General features: G+C 55.0%; 17 protein-coding genes, 2 tRNA genes, 2 rRNA genes and 1 other annotated feature. Of the genes, 13 read left to right on the forward strand and 8 right to left on the reverse strand.

Annotated elements, in window-relative coordinates; genetic code table 11:
* Window positions 1-79: 79 nt before the first annotated feature.
* The 4 genes from rpsP to rplS are packed head-to-tail and all read left to right on the forward strand — an operon-like array spanning window position 80 to window position 2120.
* Window positions 80-328: a 30S ribosomal protein S16 gene (rpsP, locus tag QDT79_RS08360; protein WP_004932501.1), complete on the forward strand. Its 249-nt coding sequence runs from the start codon at window positions 80-82 to the stop codon at window positions 326-328.
* Window positions 329-346: 18 nt separating this feature from the next.
* Window positions 347-895 (forward strand): ribosome maturation factor RimM, encoded by a 549-nt coding sequence (gene rimM / locus QDT79_RS08365; RefSeq protein WP_019455135.1) that lies wholly within the window; start codon window positions 347-349, stop codon window positions 893-895.
* A 52-nt stretch (window positions 896-947) separates the two neighbouring features.
* The gene (gene trmD, locus QDT79_RS08370) at window positions 948-1715 is read left to right on the forward strand and encodes a tRNA (guanosine(37)-N1)-methyltransferase TrmD (protein ID WP_004932485.1); all 768 of its coding nucleotides are present in this window, start codon (window positions 948-950) and stop codon (window positions 1713-1715) included.
* A 48-nt stretch (window positions 1716-1763) separates the two neighbouring features.
* Window positions 1764-2120 (forward strand): 50S ribosomal protein L19, encoded by a 357-nt coding sequence (gene rplS / locus QDT79_RS08375; RefSeq protein WP_019455136.1) that lies wholly within the window; start codon window positions 1764-1766, stop codon window positions 2118-2120.
* A 143-nt stretch (window positions 2121-2263) separates the two neighbouring features.
* Here rplS and QDT79_RS08380 read toward each other — a convergent pair whose 3' ends face one another.
* The 4 genes from QDT79_RS08380 to QDT79_RS08395 form a co-directional block, all read right to left on the reverse strand.
* Complete coding sequence (locus tag QDT79_RS08380) at window positions 2264-2491, reverse strand: ogr/Delta-like zinc finger family protein (protein ID WP_016929021.1); 228 nt, start codon at window positions 2489-2491, stop codon at window positions 2264-2266.
* Between the two features lie 65 nt (window positions 2492-2556).
* Entirely contained in the window at window positions 2557-3072 is a 516-nt protein-coding gene (locus QDT79_RS08385) for a lysozyme (RefSeq protein ID WP_130018472.1), read from the reverse strand.
* Window positions 3056-3277, reverse strand: a complete 222-nt coding sequence (locus QDT79_RS08390) for an HP1 family phage holin (protein ID WP_025301641.1) — start codon at window positions 3275-3277, stop codon at window positions 3056-3058. Before QDT79_RS08390 ends, QDT79_RS08385 begins: the two co-directional genes overlap by 17 nt.
* 253 nt (window positions 3278-3530) lie before the next feature.
* The gene (locus QDT79_RS08395; protein ID WP_063991349.1) at window positions 3531-4295 is read right to left on the reverse strand and encodes a DUF481 domain-containing protein; all 765 of its coding nucleotides are present in this window, start codon (window positions 4293-4295) and stop codon (window positions 3531-3533) included.
* Window positions 4296-4801: 506 nt separating this feature from the next.
* Between QDT79_RS08395 and QDT79_RS08400 the strand changes: the two genes are divergently transcribed.
* Complete coding sequence (locus tag QDT79_RS08400) at window positions 4802-5878, forward strand: 3-deoxy-7-phosphoheptulonate synthase (protein WP_038871801.1); 1077 nt, start codon at window positions 4802-4804, stop codon at window positions 5876-5878.
* 3 nt (window positions 5879-5881) lie between these two features.
* Entirely contained in the window at window positions 5882-7003 is a 1122-nt protein-coding gene (tyrA, locus tag QDT79_RS08405) for a bifunctional chorismate mutase/prephenate dehydrogenase (protein ID WP_063991348.1), read from the forward strand.
* 58 nt (window positions 7004-7061) lie between these two features.
* On the opposite strand, the gene pheA is transcribed toward tyrA, so the two are convergent.
* From pheA to bamD, 4 genes are all read right to left on the reverse strand, one after another.
* Window positions 7062-8219: a bifunctional chorismate mutase/prephenate dehydratase gene (gene pheA / locus QDT79_RS08410; RefSeq protein ID WP_063991347.1), complete on the reverse strand. Its 1158-nt coding sequence runs from the start codon at window positions 8217-8219 to the stop codon at window positions 7062-7064.
* A gap of 42 nt (window positions 8220-8261) precedes the next feature.
* Window positions 8262-8388 (reverse strand) — a sequence feature (Phe leader region).
* A complete protein-coding gene (locus QDT79_RS08415) occupies window positions 8340-8387 on the reverse strand; it encodes a hypothetical protein (protein WP_197687229.1) in 48 nt (15 codons plus the stop codon). (Overlaps the previous feature by 48 nt.)
* 128 nt (window positions 8389-8516) lie before the next feature.
* On the reverse strand, window positions 8517-8858 hold the full coding sequence (gene raiA, locus QDT79_RS08420; RefSeq protein WP_060422373.1) for a ribosome-associated translation inhibitor RaiA: 342 nt from the start codon (window positions 8856-8858) through the stop codon (window positions 8517-8519).
* Window positions 8859-9170: 312 nt separating this feature from the next.
* A complete protein-coding gene (bamD, locus tag QDT79_RS08425) occupies window positions 9171-9902 on the reverse strand; it encodes an outer membrane protein assembly factor BamD (protein WP_004932456.1) in 732 nt (243 codons plus the stop codon).
* Window positions 9903-10033: 131 nt separating this feature from the next.
* On the opposite strand from bamD, the gene rluD reads away from it, so the two are divergent.
* From rluD to QDT79_RS08460, 7 genes are all read left to right on the forward strand, one after another.
* Entirely contained in the window at window positions 10034-11011 is a 978-nt protein-coding gene (gene rluD, locus QDT79_RS08430; protein WP_063991346.1) for a 23S rRNA pseudouridine(1911/1915/1917) synthase RluD, read from the forward strand.
* Entirely contained in the window at window positions 11011-11742 is a 732-nt protein-coding gene (gene yfiH, locus QDT79_RS08435) for a purine nucleoside phosphorylase YfiH (RefSeq protein WP_063991345.1), read from the forward strand. The genes rluD and yfiH overlap by 1 nt, the downstream gene beginning before the upstream one ends.
* 130 nt (window positions 11743-11872) lie before the next feature.
* Complete coding sequence (gene clpB, locus QDT79_RS08440) at window positions 11873-14446, forward strand: ATP-dependent chaperone ClpB (RefSeq protein ID WP_063991344.1); 2574 nt, start codon at window positions 11873-11875, stop codon at window positions 14444-14446.
* Window positions 14447-14957: 511 nt separating this feature from the next.
* A 16S ribosomal RNA gene (locus QDT79_RS08445) occupies window positions 14958-16499 on the forward strand.
* A 74-nt stretch (window positions 16500-16573) separates the two neighbouring features.
* Window positions 16574-16650, forward strand: a tRNA-Ile gene (locus QDT79_RS08450).
* Window positions 16651-16688: 38 nt separating this feature from the next.
* A tRNA-Ala gene (locus QDT79_RS08455) sits at window positions 16689-16764 on the forward strand.
* Between the two features lie 207 nt (window positions 16765-16971).
* Window positions 16972-19879, forward strand: a 23S ribosomal RNA gene (locus tag QDT79_RS08460).
* The 16S and 23S rRNA genes sit together here with 2 tRNA genes alongside, the layout of an rRNA operon.
* Window positions 19880-19900: the final 21 nt, after the last annotated feature.

Here is a 19900-nt window from a genome sequence, read left to right on the forward strand (position 1 = left end):
AATTTTCGGGCTTTTTATATTGCAACCGGGCCCCGTCCCTCAATGGGGCCCGGCTGTTTTATTAACTAAAGAGGATGTTATGGTAACAATTCGTTTGGCACGTGGCGGCGCTAAAAAGCGTCCGTTCTATCAAGTAGTAGTGACCGACAGCCGCAACGCTCGTGATGGTCGTTTCATCGAGCGCGTAGGCTTCTTCAACCCGATCGCTTCCGGTCAGGCTGAAGCACTGCGTCTGGACCTGGACCGCATCGAGCACTGGGTTGGTCTGGGTGCAACCGTTTCTGATCGCGTTCACGCGCTGATCAAAGACGCTAAGAAAGCAGCTTAATCTGTCGCGGTGGTGGCAATGAGCAAGCAACTCAAACCGGTAGCGCCTAAGCAGCCGATTGTACTCGGTAAAATGGGGTCCGCTTACGGCATTCGTGGTTGGCTCAGAGTGTTTTCATCCACCGAGAACGCCGAAAGCATTTTTGACTATCAGCCGTGGTTTATCCAGCAGGCGGGTCAGTGGCAGCATATCGAGTTGGAAGACTGGAAGCGCCACAGTCAGGATCTGATCATCAAGGTCAAAGGCATTGACGATCGGGACGCGGCGAATCTGCTGACTAATCGCGAGATTATGGTGGATTCTGAGCAACTTCCTCCGCTGGAGGGTGACGATTACTACTGGAAAGACCTGATGGGCTGCCAGGTAGTCACCACTGCCGGCTACGAGCTGGGTAAAGTCATCGATATGATGGAAACCGGCTCGAACGATGTGATGGTTGTGAAAGCGAACCTGAAAGATGCGTTCGGCATGAAGGAGCGGTTGATTCCGTTTCTTCATGGGCAGGTTATCAAGAAAGTCGATCTCACTGCCCGCGTGATTGAGGCAGATTGGGATCCTGGTTTTTGACCCCCGGATCAAACGGTCGAAGCAAGTGGAATAACGGTAAGGGGATTGGCTTGTGTTCATCGGTATTGTAAGCCTGTTTCCTGAGATGTTCCGCGCTATCACCGATTACGGGGTGACTGGCCGGGCAGTAAAAAATGGCCTGCTGAGCGTGCAGTGTTGGAGTCCTCGCGACTTCACCTACGACCGGCATCGTACTGTGGACGATCGCCCTTATGGCGGCGGCCCGGGAATGCTGATGATGGTGCAACCTTTACGGGAAGCCATTCATGCGGCGAAAGCAGCGGCAGGCGAGGGAGCAAAGGTGATTTATCTGTCACCTCAGGGGCGCAAGCTGGATCAAACCGGCGTGTGCGAACTGGCGGCCAATCAGAAGATGATTCTGGTGTGCGGCCGTTACGAAGGGATAGACGAGCGCGTAATCCAAACCGAAATTGATGAAGAATGGTCAATCGGCGATTACGTTCTCAGCGGCGGGGAACTGCCGGCGATGACCCTGATTGATTCAGTCGCCCGTTTCATACCGGGTGTGCTGGGCCATCAGGCCTCAGCGGAGGAAGACTCCTTTGCCGACGGATTGCTGGACTGCCCGCACTATACCCGCCCAGAGGTGTTGGAAGGGATGGAAGTACCGCCGGTTCTGCTGTCGGGCAACCATGCCGAGATACGTCGCTGGCGCTTAAAGCAGTCGCTGGGCCGAACCTGGCTTAGAAGACCTGAACTTCTAGAAAGCCTAGCTCTGACTGACGAGCAAGCGGTGTTGCTGGCTGAGTTCCAACGGGAACATCAGGCCAGGCAACAGGACTATGAAGGAAACGTCTGACATCAGACGGGACCGATATATCAGTTTACCTAGGGTAAGAGACATATTATGAGCAACATTATTAAGCAACTTGAACAAGAGCAGATGAAACAAGACGTACCTGCATTCCGTCCGGGTGATTCCGTGGAAGTGAAGGTATGGGTCGTTGAAGGTAGCAAAAAACGTCTGCAGGCATTCGAGGGCGTGGTTATCGCTATCCGTAACCGCGGTCTGCACTCTGCATTCACTGTTCGTAAGATTTCCAACGGCGAAGGTGTTGAGCGCGTATTCCAGACTCACTCCCCAGTAATCGACAGCATTACTGTTAAACGTCGTGGTGCCGTTCGTAAAGCTAAACTGTACTACCTGCGTGAACGTACTGGTAAGTCTGCTCGTATCAAAGAGCGTCTGAACCGCGTTAACTAACGCTGCATCCAAAAGTTAATAGTTATCAGGGGTTGGCCTATGCCAACCCCTTTTTTTATCTGAAAATCCAGTTGCGTTGCATTTGCGAGATTTGACCGCCTTGTAGCGACATTAAAAAAGCCTGCATCAGCAGGCTTTTTGCATTACAGCGCGGCGGCGCTTTGTTTATGCTGATTCTCCGGCGGATGCGGCTGCGCCGGGACAATGTCATCGCCGGGCTTGACGATCACCCGTGCAACGGATTCGTGCGTGGCGAACGTGCAACTGCAGTTGATGTTGCGGCATTGATGGTAACGCTCTTTGGTCGACTCGCTCAGATAGCGACTGGAGCGAGTGTGGGCCACGTGACCGCAGAGTGGACAGTGCATCATAAGAACCCCCCTTGAACAAATTAAGTGAAATTGTTGTGGCATCACCACTTAGGCGAGCGAGCCCGTCATGATGAGGCAATGCCTTGCAAGCACAGTGCGCGTTCCGTGGCGCGTCGCTGTTCCAGCCCCTTGTTTTTCTTTCCGTTTACGTAAATCCAGCGTGGCAACTGATCGCAAGCCTGCTGCCACTGGCGCTGCTGCAGCAGCGTGACCAGCGTGGAGTGGCAGGCAGCGCTGATGCCCACGTTGAAGGCGAAGGCGATCACCGAGTCATAGGTTTCTTGTGGGAGCGTTTGCGGCAGGCAGGCGGCCATGCCACGCTCGGTACGGCGAATATCGTCGACCAAATCCACAGCGGCTTGCCGTTCATCGATGGCTTTGCCCGGGATGACGCCGGCGGTGTGCCCAATGCCCTGTGTCCACACTCTGGCGCTGCACTGGTAAGGCGACAGGCGGCAACCTTCGAGATCGGCGATCAGCCTGAGACCGGCTTCTGAGGTTTGCAGCTCGCCAAATGACGGTAACAGCACGGCAATGGCCAAAACGGCGGCGACGCTGCAGCGCTTAACGATTGCACTCATCGTAAATTTTCCTCCGTGATGCCGCATTGCGCTCAATAGCCTTCAAGATCTGCAGGCTTTTACGTCGGTAGTACCAGTTCACCAGAAACGTGCCGATGCCTACCGCCGCACCGACTAAAAAGGCAATGTCCTGCGGAGAGAGCTTGCCGAGCCAGGCGAGAAACAGCGCCATGGCGTAGGTGATGAATGAGGTGATTTTCTCCATAGCTTATGCTCGCTTTGTTTACAGCATCTCGGGAGCTGTGGTGGTCATCGATGCGTTACTGGTCGCTCTCTATCGAAATCCATCATGGCCCGAGGCTGTATAATAATTACTGTATATGCATACAGTATTAAGCTATTTGCTAAAGTCGTCAATGGGCGGGATGAATATTTTTAGCAGATTGTGCAAAAGAGGGCGGCGGGCATAAAAAAAGCCCATCGATGATGGGCTTCGAGAAATTCTGGGTGGGGGGAAGTTACAGGCCGTAGACCAGCGTGACCGAGGTGGTGGTATCGGTGTTCTTGGGCGCTGAGGCCGGCGGTTTGCTGTTGTAGGTCACGGTGTAGGCCACGCGCAGTGAGAAGCGATCGTTGATCGCCACGTTCAACGCGCTTTCCGAGTTCAGCGTGGTTTCCTCGTTCGCCAGCGCGGAAACGCCCTGAATGAACTTGGTGTTGTCGGTCAGCTGATAGGAGTAGTTGGCCGCACCGTAGGCCAGCCCTTTGGTTGAGCGGCCGCCGCCATGGTATTCGTCATGGCGCACGCCGGGACCGAATTCCACCCGCAGATCGCTGAGCGGCCCGTTGAGGAGTTGACGGCCGTAACCGCCGGTCAGCGTGGAGCGCGAGTCATAACCGTTGAAACGGTCGCTCAGCCAACTTGCCTGGCCGAACAGATAGTTGCGATCGGTCAGGTTATAGCGCGTACGGCCACCGGCCTGGTACTTTTCGGACGAGCGCACGTTGGAGGAGGTAGTATTATTGGCCGCCCCCCACAGGCTATACGCCGTGTCGCTGTTGAACCAGGTCATGTTGGTGTTGGCCAGCAGGGTGGAGCTCTGCGAGTTGCCTGACTGGGCGTTATAGCCCGCCTGCACGTTGCCTTCGAACGGTTTCTTGGCGGTGGCCGGATCGTCCATCGCGGTGAAAAGCGTATTATCGGCAAGAGCTGAAACACTGGTGAAAGTCGTTAAGCAGCAAATATACAGCGGAAAAGCGCGACGAGCGCGAGAAGAGAGCATCTTGGATCCAGTTGTTAAGGGTGGTTATTGTTGATGACGGTCACATTATATCGGTTCATTTCGGCGACAAAAATAGCCGCCATTAGCTTAAGTTTTTAGTTTTTATTCCTCATTTATTCGCTTTTCTTCTACTTAAATTCATCGCTTTCGGCGGCATTTCGTGCTGAGTCTAACGGTATCCGCTGCTGCCCATTCGCTGGCGCCGAGACGGGCGGCGTAGCTTCCCTGTAAAATCAATTGTACAAATATATTTACAGCTAGGGGTTTTGATTGGGAAGGCGCACAGGTGCATTACGATGATCTTTATTCTTGATTATCTAATTGAATTTATTGTATTTTATTTTTATTACTTAAGGTTTTTACGAATGTTTTTTCATAAGATTAAGTACGGTAATTTTTTATTTACGGAAATTGGATTGAAAACTTTACATTGCGTGGTAAGGTAGAGCCCTGAAACGCTCAATGTTCCATTTCAACGCATAACGCCAAACGACAGGAATAGCATCATGCAAAAAGACGCGCTCAATAACGTACACATCAGTGCAGAACAGGTTCTCATCACACCGGAGGAGCTGAAGAACCAGTTCCCGCTCAGTGCAGACGACGAAAATGAAATTGCCACTGCGCGTAACACCATCGCCAACATTTTGCAGGGGCGCGATCATCGCCTGTTGGTGGTGTGCGGGCCTTGTTCGATCCACGATCCGGATGCGGCGCTGGACTACGCCCGTCGTTTGAAAACCCTGGCGGCTGACTTGAGCGATCAGCTGTACATCGTTATGCGCGTCTATTTTGAAAAACCCAGAACCACTGTCGGCTGGAAAGGTTTAATCAACGATCCGTACATGGACGGTTCGTTTGACGTTGAAGCAGGCTTGCATATCGCGCGTCGCCTGTTGCTGGATCTGGTGGGCATGGGCTTGCCGTTGGCTACCGAAGCGTTGGATCCGAACAGCCCGCAGTACCTGGGGGACTTGTTCAGCTGGTCGGCGATCGGTGCGCGTACCACCGAATCGCAGACCCACCGTGAAATGGCTTCCGGCCTGTCGATGCCGGTCGGCTTCAAAAACGGCACCGACGGCAGTTTGGGCACCGCCATCAACGCCATGCGCGCCGCCGCCATGCCGCACCGTTTCGTCGGCATCAACCAGGCGGGCCAGGTTTGCCTGCTGCAGACGCAGGGCAACCCGGACGGGCACGTGATCCTGCGCGGCGGCAAAACCCCGAACTACAGCGCCGAGCACGTTGCGGCCTGTGAAAAACAGATGCTCGAGGCGGGACTCCACCCGTCCTTGATGATAGATTGCAGCCATGGCAACTCGAATAAAGACTATCGCCGTCAGCCGGCGGTGGCCGAGTCCGTGGTGGAGCAGATTAAGGCGGGCAACCGCTCGATCACCGGCATCATGCTGGAGAGCCATCTGCATGAGGGCAATCAGTCTTCCGAACAGCCGCGTGCAGACATGCGTTACGGTGTGTCCGTCACCGACGCCTGCATCGACTGGGAGAGCACGGAAACGCTGCTGCGTCATATGCATCAGGAACTCGGCGCTGCGCTGACGGCACGCACGGGAGAAAAGTAAGTTATGGTGGCAGAACTGACCGCGTTGCGCGATCAAATCGACGAGGTGGATAAAGCGTTGCTGGATCTGCTGGCAAAACGCCTGCATCTGGTAGCGGAAGTGGGGGAGGTGAAAAGCCGCCACGGTTTACCGGTTTATGTGCCGGAGCGTGAGGCGGCGATGCTGGCCTCGCGCCGTCAGGAGGCGGAAAACCTCGGCGTGCCGCCGGATTTGATCGAGGACGTCTTGCGCCGCGTGATGCGCGAATCGTACGTCAGCGAGAACGATAAAGGCTTTAAAACCCTGTGCCCGCAGCTGCGGCCGATCGTCATCATCGGCGGCAACGGCCAGATGGGCCGGCTGTTCAACCGTCTGCTGACGCTGTCGGGTTATCAGGTCAGGGTATTGGATCAGGAAGATTGGCCGCAGGCGGAGCCGCTGTTGGCAGACGCCGGCATGGTGATCGTCAGCGTGCCGATCCATGTGACAGAGCAGGTGATAAGCCACCTGCCGCCGTTGCCCGACGACTGTATTCTGGTGGATTTGGCATCGGTGAAAAACCGCCCGTTGCACGCGATGCTGGCGGCGCACAGCGGCCCGGTGGTGGGGCTGCACCCGATGTTCGGCCCGGACGTGGGCAGCGTGGCGAAGCAGGTAGTGGTTTACTGCGACGGCCGCCAGCCGGAGGCTTACCAATGGTTGCTTGAACAGCTGCAGGTGTGGGGCGCGCGGCTGCATCGCATCAGCGCGGTCGAACACGATCAGAATATGGCGTTTATTCAGGCACTGCGGCACTTCGCCACCTTCGCCTACGGGCTGCACCTGGCGGAAGAGAACGTACAGCTGGAGCAGCTGCTGGCGCTCTCCTCGCCGATTTACCGGCTGGAGTTGGCGATGGTTGGCCGCCTGTTCGCGCAGGATCCACAGTTGTATGCCGACATCATCATGTCGTCGGAAGAAAACGTGGCGTTAATCAAACGTTACTACCAGCGCTTCGGCGAGGCGATAAAGCTGTTGGAGCATGGCGACAAACAGGCGTTTATCGACAGTTTCCGCAAGGTGGAACACTGGTTCGGCGATTACGCCCAGCGTTTCCTGGTGGAGAGCCGCACGCTGTTGCGGCAGGCCAACGACAGTCGGCAGTAAAATACCGGCGGTAAATAAAAATGAAGGGTTCGGCTTGGCCGAACCCTTTTTTATCGCGTCAGGAAGGGTTGACCGGCACTACGGTGTCGCTCGGGTAACAACCCAACACCTTCAGCGAACGGGTGATCGACGCCAGATCGCGCAGCGCTTTCTGCATCGCGTCGGCACGTAGGTTGGCCTGCACATCAATGTAGAACATCTCTTCCCACGGATTGCCGTTGATCGGGCGTGATTCCAGCTTGGTCATGATGATGCCGTTGTCGCGCAGCACCAGCAGCGCTTCGACCAAGGCGCCGGATTGCTGACCGGTCGCCATGATCAGCGTGGTTTTGGCCGGCACCTGCTCAGAAACCTCGATCGCTTTGCGCGCCAGGACGATAAAGCGGGTGATGTTCTGCTGCTGGTTGGCGAGGTTGTGTTCCAACACCTGCAGACCGTACAGCGCGCCACCGGCTTCGCTGCCCAGCGCGGCCACTTTCGGCGAATTCAGCTTGGCGACTTTCTCCATCGCGGCTGCAGTGCTTTCGGTGTATTCGATTTTCCAGTGTGGGAAACGGTTAAGGAACTGGCTGCACTGCTGGAACGGCTGCGGATGACTGTAGACGGTTTCAATCTGGCTAAGATCGCTGTCGCCGGCTACCAGAACGCAGTGGTTGATCGGGTTGGTCAGTTCACCGACGATCGACAGACTGGTGTGCTGCAACAGATCGTACACCTCGTTAATCGAGCCGGAGCTGGTATTCTCGATCGGCAGAATCGCGTAGTCCGCCTGGCCGGTTTCCACCTGGGCGAAGATATCCTGAAACTTCTGGCAGCCACATTCAATCAGCTGATCGAAGTGGCGGGCAGCGTATTGGCGCGCCGCCAAATGCGAGTAAGAGCCTTTCGGGCCGAGAAAGGCGATGCGGGCGGAGTGCTGGCTGACGGGATTGAGCTGGTGCTGCAGTAGCGCTTGTTGGGTCAGAACGGAGTCTTCAATGATCAGTTGGAACAGGCGAGTGACGTAGAAACCGTCCAAGTCGTAAGGCTTGGCGGCGGCGATCAGCGCATCCAGCAGATCGCGCTCGCGCTCTTTGTCGCGGATCGGGCGGTGAGAGTGCAGCTTGGTCTTGCCGACTTCGATCGCCAGCTCACGGCGTTCCGCCAGCAGGGCCAACAGTTTCAAGTCCAGTGCGCTGATGCGCTCGCGCAGCACCAATAACGGGTTGTCAGTCATAATCAGCTTCCGCCTTCAGTTCTTATTCGTTATAAAACAGCCATAAAAAAAGCCCCCTGTTTCCAGGAGGCCTTGTTGTTCGTCTTCGCATTCTTTCTCACACGACGAAACGCCTCCCAGTCAGGGGAAGGTAAAAAAGAATGCGAAGAAAAACGATGTACGTAGCATGGTCTACCTAAGGTTGATGCGAACAGGTTTTAAAGTAACCGCTGGCTTTTACCCCGTCAACAAAAATACCCGACAAAAAACGCGCCCTCGGGCGCGTTTGATGCGGTAACCGTAGTCGGACTCGGACAGTTATTCTTCTTCCGGTGTGACTTCCGGCACGATGTCTTTCACGCTGGCGTTGCAGCGGCGCGCTTCACCTTTGTGTTGCACCTTGTTCAGCTGGCGCTCCAGCTTGGCGATCAGCTCATTAACGGCGGTATACATGTCATCATGTTTGGCGCTGGCGACCAGCGGGCCGTTCGGCGTGGTAATGGTAGCGTCGGCGACAAACCCCTGTGGTTCTTTGGATAAGACGATGTGCGGGTTTATCAGCTGGGTCTGCCATTTTTCCAGTTTGGTGAGACGGTCTTCGACGTGATTGCGGATTGCGGGAGTGATATCCATTTGTTTGCTGGTAATGTTCAATGTCATATAACTTACCTCTCTGTCTTTCCGTCTTGGTGAATCCAGCATACCCCGCTTTTTGTTTAAATGCGTGATGTAAATCACGATTTTTTGTCACTTTTTGCAAAGTTAGTTCAATCTGTGATTCAGCATTTGAATTGGTTATCTAATGCTTGAGAGTTGCCGCCGGATGGCGCATTATCGATGAGTTGACCGGTGAGGAACGTTAGCTAACACCGTGTTTTTACTTGTGTATTTTCCCAGTAAAAACCCGGTCAACGCCAATGAAAACGGCAGCCGAAGCTGCCGTTTTGTTTTTCTGTCGTTGCCGACGCGCGCTTATTGCGGGTTGGCGGCGATCACTTTGGCCACTTTGTCAGCTTGGCCGTTCAGCTGCAGCTGCTTGTAGGCATTTTCCATCAGCGGCAACACGTCGTGCGTCGCTTTGGTATCCGGGAATTCACGCAACATCTGCTCGGCGCGATTAACGACCGCGACGTAAGCACCGCGTTTAGTGTAGTATTCCGCCACCGAAAGCTCATACTTGGCCAAGCGGTCTTTCAGATACACCAAACGCTTGTTGGCGTCGGTCGCGTATTGGCTGTTCGGGTATTGCTGAATCAGCTGGCTGAAGTCGCGGAACGCAGCGCGAGCGTGCTGAGGATCGCGATCTGAACGGTCAACCCCGAAGAAGCCCTGCAGTGCGCTGTCATCGAGCGCCATGTCGGTCAGGCCGCGCATGTACATCACGTAATCGATGTTCGGGTGCGTCGGGTTCAGGCGCATGAAGCGATCGATGGATGCCTGAGCCATCGGCAAGTCGGCGGCCTTATAGTAGGCGTAAATCAAATCCAGCTGGACCTGCTGGGAATACGGCCCGAAAGGATAGCGGTTATCTAACGCTTCGAGTTGCGTAATCGCGCCCTTGAAGTTACCGTCCTGCAGTTTTTGCTGCGCGGTAGCATAGATTTCCGAAGGTGGGTTGTCGGGAACCGCATCCTTGGATGTGGAGCAACCTGCCAGCGCCAGGCTCAACGTGGCTGCCGCCACCAGATATTTCATACGCGTCATGACGTTTTGATTATCCTCAGGGTGTTATTCCGGGAGACTGTCCGTTAAGCTCCCGACAAAGACCAGGTACAATAGCACATTATATTAAACGGCATCGCCGTGAAAACCCAACGTTAACGAAGAAGCTGCATATGGCACAACAAGTACAACTCACCGCAACGGTGGCCGAATCTCAACTCGGACAACGTTTAGATCAGGCTTTGGCCGAATTGTTCCCTGATTATTCACGATCTCGCATAAAAGAGTGGATCCTGGGCGATCGGGTGCAGGTCAATGGCAAAACGTCAAATAAACCGAAAGAGAAGGTGCTGGGCGGAGAGACCGTCGCCATCGATGCACAGATTGAAGAAGAGGCGCGTTGGGAGCCGCAGGATATCGCGTTGGATATCGTCTATGAAGACAGCGACATCCTGGTGATCAACAAGCCGCGCGATTTGGTGGTGCACCCTGGCGCCGGTAACCCGGACGGCACGGTGCTCAATGCGCTGCTGTATCATTACCCGGAAATCGCCGACGTGCCGCGTGCCGGCATCGTGCACCGTCTGGATAAAGACACCACCGGTCTGATGGTGGTGGCGAAAACCGTGCCGGCACAAACCCGGCTGGTGGAAGCGCTGCAGGCGCGTGAAATTACCCGTGAATACGAAGCGGTGGCGATCGGCACCATGACCGCCGGCGGCACGGTAGAAGAGCCAATCGCGCGTCACTCCACCAAGCGCACCCACATGGCGGTGCATCCGATGGGTAAACCGGCGGTGACGCACTACCGCATCATGGAGCACTTCCGCGCGCACACCCGCCTGCGTCTGCGTCTGGAAACCGGCCGTACTCACCAGATCCGCGTACACATGGCTTATATCAGCCATCCGCTGGTGGGCGATCCGCTGTACGGCGGCCGTCCACGTCCGCCGAAAGGCGCTTCGGAAACTTTCATCAACACGCTGCGCGGCTTTGACCGTCAGGCGCTGCACGCCACCATGCTGCGTTTGTACCACCCGATCAGCGGCATCCAGATGGAGTGGCATGCGCCGCTGCCGCAGGACATGGTCGATCTGATCAACGCGCTGAAGGCAGACACCGAAGAATTCAAAGATCAGATGGACTGGTAATGAACCCGCTCATTCTGCCAGACTGGCCGTTGCCTCCCGGCGTTAAAGCTTGCAGCACCACGCGCGGCGGCGGCGTCAGCCTGCCGCCTTATGACTCGCTGAACCTCGGCACCCACGTCGGTGACGAGGAGCAAGCGGTGAAGTGCAATCGGGAAAGGCTGGTTACCGCCGCCGGCTTGCCACAGATGCCGGTATGGCTCGAGCAGGTACACGGTACCCGCGTGGTGCCGTTGACGGGACAAGCGCCCGTCGATCTGCGGGCGGATGCGGTGTACAGCAACGTGCCGGGGCAGGTGTGTGCAGTGATGACGGCGGATTGCCTGCCGGTGCTGTTCTGTTCGCAGCACGGCGACGAAGTGGCCGCCGCCCACGCCGGTTGGCGTGGGTTGTGCCACGGCGTGCTGGAACAAACCGTGGCGGCGTTCAGCGCCGCGCCGGGCCAGATCAGCGCCTGGCTGGGGCCGGCGATCGGTCCGCAGCAGTTTGAGGTCGGGTCGGAGGTGCGCGCCGCTTTCATGGCGGAAGATGCTGAAGCCGCGTTGGCATTTACGCCGCACGGCGATAAGTTTTTGGCTAATATCTACTTGCTGGCTCGCCAACGCTTGTTGCGTGCAGGTGTTCAGGCCATCTATGGCGGCGACCGCTGCACGGTTAACGAAACGAGCCATTTTTTCTCCTATCGACGCGATGGAATAACCGGACGTCTGGCAAGTTTAATCTGGCTGATATAACCTATTGAATTAGGACGATCCAACGACGCATGGCGTTGTACCGAAAATTTAGCGTCGAGATAACCTTGAAAATTTGAGGGATGACCTCATTTAATCTCCAGTAGCAATTTCGACCCATCTTGGAGGTGTTATGCGTCTGGATCGTCTTACCAACAAATTCCAGCTTGCCCTCGCCGATGCCCAGTCACTAGCCCTTGGGCACGACAACCAGTTTATTGAACCGCTACATCTGATGAGCGCCCTGCTCAATCAGGAAGGGGGCACGGTTCGTCCACTTTTAACTTCCGCAGGTATCGATGCCGGGCGCGTGCGCACCGAGCTCGAACAGGCGCTGTCCCGTTTACCGCAGGTAGAAGGCACCGGTGGCGACGTTCAACCGTCTCACGAGCTGGTGCGCGTTTTGAACTTGTGCGACAAGCTGGCACAGAAGCGTGCGGATAAATTCATTTCTTCCGAGCTGTTTGTGCTTGCGGTGCTGGAAGACCGCGGTTCGTTGACCGATTTGTTAAAAGCGGCCGGCGCAACGGCCGACAAAATCAGCAAAGCCATTGAACAAATGAGAGGCGGTGACAGCGTGGAAGATCAAGGCGCCGAAGACCAGCGGCAAGCATTGAAGAAATACACGATCGATCTGACTGAACGCGCCGAGCAGGGCAAACTTGACCCGGTGATCGGCCGTGACGAAGAGATCCGTCGCACCATTCAGGTGCTGCAACGCCGTACCAAAAACAACCCGGTGCTGATCGGCGAACCTGGCGTGGGTAAAACCGCCATCGTCGAAGGCCTGGCGCAACGCATCATCAACGGCGAAGTGCCAGAAGGGCTGAAGCACAAGCGCGTACTGTCTCTCGATATGGGGGCCTTGATCGCCGGCGCCAAATACCGCGGCGAGTTTGAAGAACGACTGAAAGGCGTGCTCAACGATCTGGCCAAGCAGGAAGGCAGCGTTATCCTGTTTATCGACGAACTGCACACCATGGTCGGCGCCGGTAAGGCGGACGGCGCGATGGATGCGGGCAACATGCTCAAGCCGGCGCTGGCGCGCGGCGAACTGCACTGCGTCGGTGCCACCACGCTGGATGAGTACCGCCAATATATAGAGAAGGATGCGGCCCTCGAACGTCGTTTCCAGAAAGTGTATGTGGCGGAGCCGAGCGTGGAAGACACCATCGCTATCCTGCGCGGCCTGAAAGAGCGTTACGAACTGCACCACCACGTGCAGATCACCGACCCGGCCATCGTGGCGGCGGCAACGCTTTCGCACCGATATATCGCCGATCGTCAATTGCCGGACAAGGCTATCGACCTGATCGACGAAGCGGCGTCCAGCATTCGCATGCAGATGGACTCCAAGCCGGAGTCTCTCGACAGGCTTGAACGCCGCATCATTCAGTTGAAGCTGGAACAGCAGGCGCTGAATAAAGAGTCTGACGACGCCAGCAAGAAACGCCTGGACATGCTCAGCGATGAGCTGGGGCAGAAAGAGCGCGAATATTCGGAGCTGGAAGAAGAGTGGAAAGCGGAAAAAGCCTCGCTCTCCGGCACCCAGAACATCAAGGCTGAACTCGAGCAGGCCAAAATCACCCTGGAGCAGGCGCGCCGCGTCGGCGATCTGGGACGGATGTCAGAACTGCAATACGGTAAAATCCCTGAGCTGGAGAAACAGCTTGCTGCCGCCACGCAGGCCGAAGGCAAGAGTATGAAACTGCTGCGCAATCGGGTGACCGATGCGGAGATTGCCGAAGTGCTGGCGCGTGCGACCGGGATCCCGGTGGCCAGAATGCTGGAAGGGGAGCGTGACAAGTTGCTGCGCCTGGAGCAAGAGCTGCATTCGCGGGTTATCGGCCAGGACGAAGCGGTCAGCGCGGTTTCTAATGCTATCCGCCGCAGCCGCGCCGGGTTGTCTGATCCTAACCGGCCGATCGGTTCGTTCCTGTTCCTCGGCCCGACCGGGGTGGGGAAAACCGAGCTCTGCAAAGCGCTGGCTTCGTTCCTGTTCGACAGCGACGACGCCATGGTGCGTATCGACATGTCCGAGTTTATGGAGAAACACTCCGTTTCTCGTCTGGTCGGCGCGCCTCCGGGTTATGTCGGCTATGAAGAGGGCGGTTACCTCACGGAGGCCGTGCGCCGCCGGCCTTATTCGGTGATTCTGCTGGATGAAGTCGAGAAAGCGCACCCGGACGTATTCAATATTCTGTTGCAGGTGTTGGATGACGGCCGACTGACCGATGGTCAAGGCCGTACCGTCGATTTCCGCAATACCGTGGTGATCATGACGTCCAACCTGGGCTCCGATCTGATCCAGGAGCATTTCGGTCAGATGAATTACGCACAGATGAAAGAGTCGGTGATGGAGATGGTGAGTCACCACTTCCGTCCGGAGTTCATCAACCGTATCGACGAAGTGGTTGTGTTCCATCCGCTGGGCGAGAAACACATTGCTGCAATTGCCAAGATTCAGCTGTCGCGTCTGTACAAGCGTTTGGAAGAGCGCGGTTACGAAGTGACCATGACCGAACCGGCCCTGGCGCTGTTGAGCAAAACCGGTTACGACCCTGTGTATGGTGCACGTCCGTTGAAACGCGCTATTCAGCAGGAGATCGAGAACCCGCTGGCGCAGCAAATCCTGTCCGGTAAGCTGATCCCCGGCAAGCTGGTGACGCTGGATGTGGAAAACGACCATATCGTTGCACGCCAATAACGGCAATCGAGCGTCATAAAGATGAAAGGGAGCGGGTGACCGCTCCCTTTTCTTTATCTTCGTTTGTCTCTATTTACAGGGTTTGCCGCTATTGCTGTGCTAAAACCGGTGTTTTTTGACTAATAAACATCCTAAAAAGGCATTTTGGGTGATTATTTGAGCGCTTGAGAGGTTTTTTGCATTTAGGGGTTGCGGCCCGCCGAGAACTCCCTATAATGCGCCTCCACTGACCGGGAACAACGACTGACAAGCCGCCGGGTCAGCGAGAGGAAAGCGAAATAAACGCTTGACTCTCAGGGCGAAAAGCGTAGTATACGCAGCCCGCGCCGATGAGTTTCTCGGCACTGCTCTTTAACAATTTATCAGACAATCTGTGTGGGCATTCCACAAGACGATATCCAGCATCTTCGGATGCAAAAAAATATCAAGTCTTGAAGAGTGACTAACTGAAGTAAAATTCATGCAGTAAATCTTTGAGCATCGCTTCTCGAGTGGAAGCAAATCAAGCTTTTAATTGAAGAGTTTGATCATGGCTCAGATTGAACGCTGGCGGCAGGCTTAACACATGCAAGTCGAGCGGTAGCACAGGAGAGCTTGCTCTCTGGGTGACGAGCGGCGGACGGGTGAGTAATGTCTGGGAAACTGCCTGATGGAGGGGGATAACTACTGGAAACGGTAGCTAATACCGCATAACGTCGCAAGACCAAAGAGGGGGACCTTCGGGCCTCTTGCCATCAGATGTGCCCAGATGGGATTAGCTAGTAGGTGGGGTAATGGCTCACCTAGGCGACGATCCCTAGCTGGTCTGAGAGGATGACCAGCCACACTGGAACTGAGACACGGTCCAGACTCCTACGGGAGGCAGCAGTGGGGAATATTGCACAATGGGCGCAAGCCTGATGCAGCCATGCCGCGTGTGTGAAGAAGGCCTTCGGGTTGTAAAGCACTTTCAGCGAGGAGGAAGGTGGTGAACTTAATACGTTCATCAATTGACGTTACTCGCAGAAGAAGCACCGGCTAACTCCGTGCCAGCAGCCGCGGTAATACGGAGGGTGCAAGCGTTAATCGGAATTACTGGGCGTAAAGCGCACGCAGGCGGTTTGTTAAGTCAGATGTGAAATCCCCGGGCTCAACCTGGGAACTGCATTTGAAACTGGCAAGCTAGAGTCTCGTAGAGGGGGGTAGAATTCCAGGTGTAGCGGTGAAATGCGTAGAGATCTGGAGGAATACCGGTGGCGAAGGCGGCCCCCTGGACGAAGACTGACGCTCAGGTGCGAAAGCGTGGGGAGCAAACAGGATTAGATACCCTGGTAGTCCACGCTGTAAACGATGTCGATTTGGAGGTTGTGCCCTTGAGGCGTGGCTTCCGGAGCTAACGCGTTAAATCGACCGCCTGGGGAGTACGGCCGCAAGGTTAAAACTCAAATGAATTGACGGGGGCCCGCACAAGCGGTGGAGCATGTGGTTTAATTCGATGCAACGCGAAGAACCTTACCTACTCTTGACATCCAGAGAACTTAGCAGAGATGCTTTGGTGCCTTCGGGAACTCTGAGACAGGTGCTGCATGGCTGTCGTCAGCTCGTGTTGTGAAATGTTGGGTTAAGTCCCGCAACGAGCGCAACCCTTATCCTTTGTTGCCAGCGGTTCGGCCGGGAACTCAAAGGAGACTGCCAGTGATAAACTGGAGGAAGGTGGGGATGACGTCAAGTCATCATGGCCCTTACGAGTAGGGCTACACACGTGCTACAATGGCATATACAAAGAGAAGCGACCTCGCGAGAGCAAGCGGACCTCATAAAGTATGTCGTAGTCCGGATTGGAGTCTGCAACTCGACTCCATGAAGTCGGAATCGCTAGTAATCGTAGATCAGAATGCTACGGTGAATACGTTCCCGGGCCTTGTACACACCGCCCGTCACACCATGGGAGTGGGTTGCAAAAGAAGTAGGTAGCTTAACCTTCGGGAGGGCGCTTACCACTTTGTGATTCATGACTGGGGTGAAGTCGTAACAAGGTAACCGTAGGGGAACCTGCGGTTGGATCACCTCCTTACCTAAAGATATTGATTCGAGTGGCGTGCTCACACAGATTGTCTGATAGAAAGTAACGAGCAGAAATACCTTTATAGGCTTGTAGCTCAGGTGGTTAGAGCGCACCCCTGATAAGGGTGAGGTCGGTGGTTCAAGTCCACTCAGGCCTACCACTTCTTCGAAGTGGAAAAGGTACTGCACGTGACTGTATGGGGCTATAGCTCAGCTGGGAGAGCGCCTGCCTTGCACGCAGGAGGTCAGCGGTTCGATCCCGCTTAGCTCCACCATATAGTCCGGTATTTCAATACTTCAGAGTATATTGGAAACAGTATGCTGCGAAGTATTTTGCTCTTTAACAATCTGGAACAAGCTGAAAATTGAAACATGACGGCTGAAATTTATCCCTCCGTAGATGTATTGGGATAAAGAGTAACCTGTCATAGAGTCTCTCAAATGTTTGCAGCGCGAACGATGGAAACATCTTCGGGTTGTGAGGTTAAGTGACTAAGCGTACACGGTGGATGCCTAGGCAGTCAGAGGCGATGAAGGGCGTGCTAATCTGCGAAAAGCGTCGGTAAGGTGATATGAACCGTTACAACCGGCGATACCCGAATGGGGAAACCCAGTGTGTTTCGACACACTATCATGTCATGAATACATAGTGGCATGAGGCGAACCGGGGGAACTGAAACATCTAAGTACCCCGAGGAAAAGAAATCAACCGAGATTCCCCCAGTAGCGGCGAGCGAACGGGGAGGAGCCCAGAACCTGAATCGGCTTGTGTGTTAGTGGAAGCGTCTGGAAAGTCGCGCAGCAAAGGGTGATAGCCCCGTACACTAAAATGCACAGGTCGTGAGTTCGATGAGTAGGGCGGGACACGTGACATCCTGTCTGAATATGGGGGGACCATCCTCCAAGGCTAAATACTCCTGACTGACCGATAGTGAACCAGTACCGTGAGGGAAAGGCGAAAAGAACCCCGGCGAGGGGAGTGAAATAGAACCTGAAACCGTGTACGTACAAGCAGTGGGAGCACCTTCGTGGTGTGACTGCGTACCTTTTGTATAATGGGTCAGCGACTTATATTTTGTAGCAAGGTTAACCGTATAGGGGAGCCGTAGGGAAACCGAGTCTTAACTGGGCGATTAGTTGCAAGGTATAGACCCGAAACCCGGTGATCTAGCCATGGGCAGGTTGAAGGTTGGGTAACACTAACTGGAGGACCGAACCGACTAATGTTGAAAAATTAGCGGATGACTTGTGGCTGGGGGTGAAAGGCCAATCAAACCGGGAGATAGCTGGTTCTCCCCGAAAGCTATTTAGGTAGCGCCTCGTGAACTCATCTTCGGGGGTAGAGCACTGTTTCGGCTAGGGGGCCATCCCGGCTTACCAAACCGATGCAAACTCCGAATACCGAAGAATGTTATCACGGGAGACACACGGCGGGTGCTAACGTCCGTCGTGAAGAGGGAAACAACCCAGACCGCCAGCTAAGGTCCCAAAGTCATGGTTAAGTGGGAAACGATGTGGGAAGGCATAGACAGCCAGGATGTTGGCTTAGAAGCAGCCATCATTTAAAGAAAGCGTAATAGCTCACTGGTCGAGTCGGCCTGCGCGGAAGATGTAACGGGGCTAAACCATGCACCGAAGCTGCGGCAGCGACGCTTAGGCGTTGTTGGGTAGGGGAGCGTTCTGTAAGCCGTTGAAGGTGGCCTGTGAGGGTTGCTGGAGGTATCAGAAGTGCGAATGCTGACATAAGTAACGATAAAGCGGGTGAAAAGCCCGCTCGCCGGAAGACCAAGGGTTCCTGTCCAACGTTAATCGGGGCAGGGTGAGTCGACCCCTAAGGCGAGGCTGAAAAGCGTAGTCGATGGGAAACAGGTTAATATTCCTGTACTTGGTGTTACTGCGAAGGGGGGACGGAGAAGGCTAGGCTAGCCGGGCGACGGTTGTCCCGGTTTAAGCGTGTAGGGGGTGTGACCTGGTAAATCCGGTTGCATACTAACCCTGAGGCGTGATGACGATGCACTACGGTGCAGAAGTAGTTGATGCCCTGCTTCCAGGAAAAGCCTCTAAGCTCCAGGTAACATTAAATCGTACCCCAAACCGACACAGGTGGTCAGGTAGAGAATACCAAGGCGCTTGAGAGAACTCGGGTGAAGGAACTAGGCAAAATGGTGCCGTAACTTCGGGAGAAGGCACGCTGGCATGTAGGTGAAGTCCCTTGCGGATGGAGCTGAAGCCAGTCGAAGATACCAGCTGGCTGCAACTGTTTAATAAAAACACAGCACTGTGCAAACACGAAAGTGGACGTATACGGTGTGACGCCTGCCCGGTGCTGGAAGGTTAATTGATGGGGTCAGCCGCAAGGCGAAGCTCTTGATCGAAGCCCCAGTAAACGGCGGCCGTAACTATAACGGTCCTAAGGTAGCGAAATTCCTTGTCGGGTAAGTTCCGACCTGCACGAATGGCGTAATGATGGCCAGGCTGTCTCCACCCGAGACTCAGTGAAATTGAACTCGCTGTGAAGATGCAGTGTACCCGCGGCAAGACGGAAAGACCCCGTGAACCTTTACTATAGCTTGACACTGAACATTGAGCCTTGATGTGTAGGATAGGTGGGAGGCTTTGAAGCGTGGACGCCAGTCTGCGTGGAGCCATCCTTGAAATACCACCCTTTAATGTTTGATGTTCTAACTCGGCCCCGTGATCCGGGGTGAGGACAGTGTCTGGTGGGTAGTTTGACTGGGGCGGTCTCCTCCCAAAGAGTAACGGAGGAGCACGAAGGTTAGCTAATCACGGTCGGACATCGTGAGGTTAGTGCAAAGGCATAAGCTAGCTTGACTGCGAGAGTGACGGCTCGAGCAGGTACGAAAGTAGGTCTTAGTGATCCGGTGGTTCTGAATGGAAGGGCCATCGCTCAACGGATAAAAGGTACTCCGGGGATAACAGGCTGATACCGCCCAAGAGTTCATATCGACGGCGGTGTTTGGCACCTCGATGTCGGCTCATCACATCCTGGGGCTGAAGTAGGTCCCAAGGGTATGGCTGTTCGCCATTTAAAGTGGTACGCGAGCTGGGTTTAGAACGTCGTGAGACAGTTCGGTCCCTATCTGCCGTGGGCGTTGGAAGATTGAGAGGGGTTGCTCCTAGTACGAGAGGACCGGAGTGAACGCACCACTGGTGTTCGGGTTGTCATGCCAATGGCATTGCCCGGTAGCTAAGTGCGGAAAAGATAAGCGCTGAAAGCATCTAAGCGCGAAACTTGCCTCAAGATGAGTCTTCCCTGGGCCTTTAAGGTCCCTGAAGGAACGTTTAAGACTAAGACGTTGATAGGCTGGGTGTGTAAGTGCAGCGATGCATTGAGCTAACCAGTACTAATGATCCGTGAGGCTTAACCTTACAACACCGAAGGTGTTTTTA

The organism is Serratia marcescens (genome assembly GCF_029846115.1).
Classification (GTDB): Bacteria; Pseudomonadota; Gammaproteobacteria; order Enterobacterales; family Enterobacteriaceae; genus Serratia; species Serratia marcescens_L.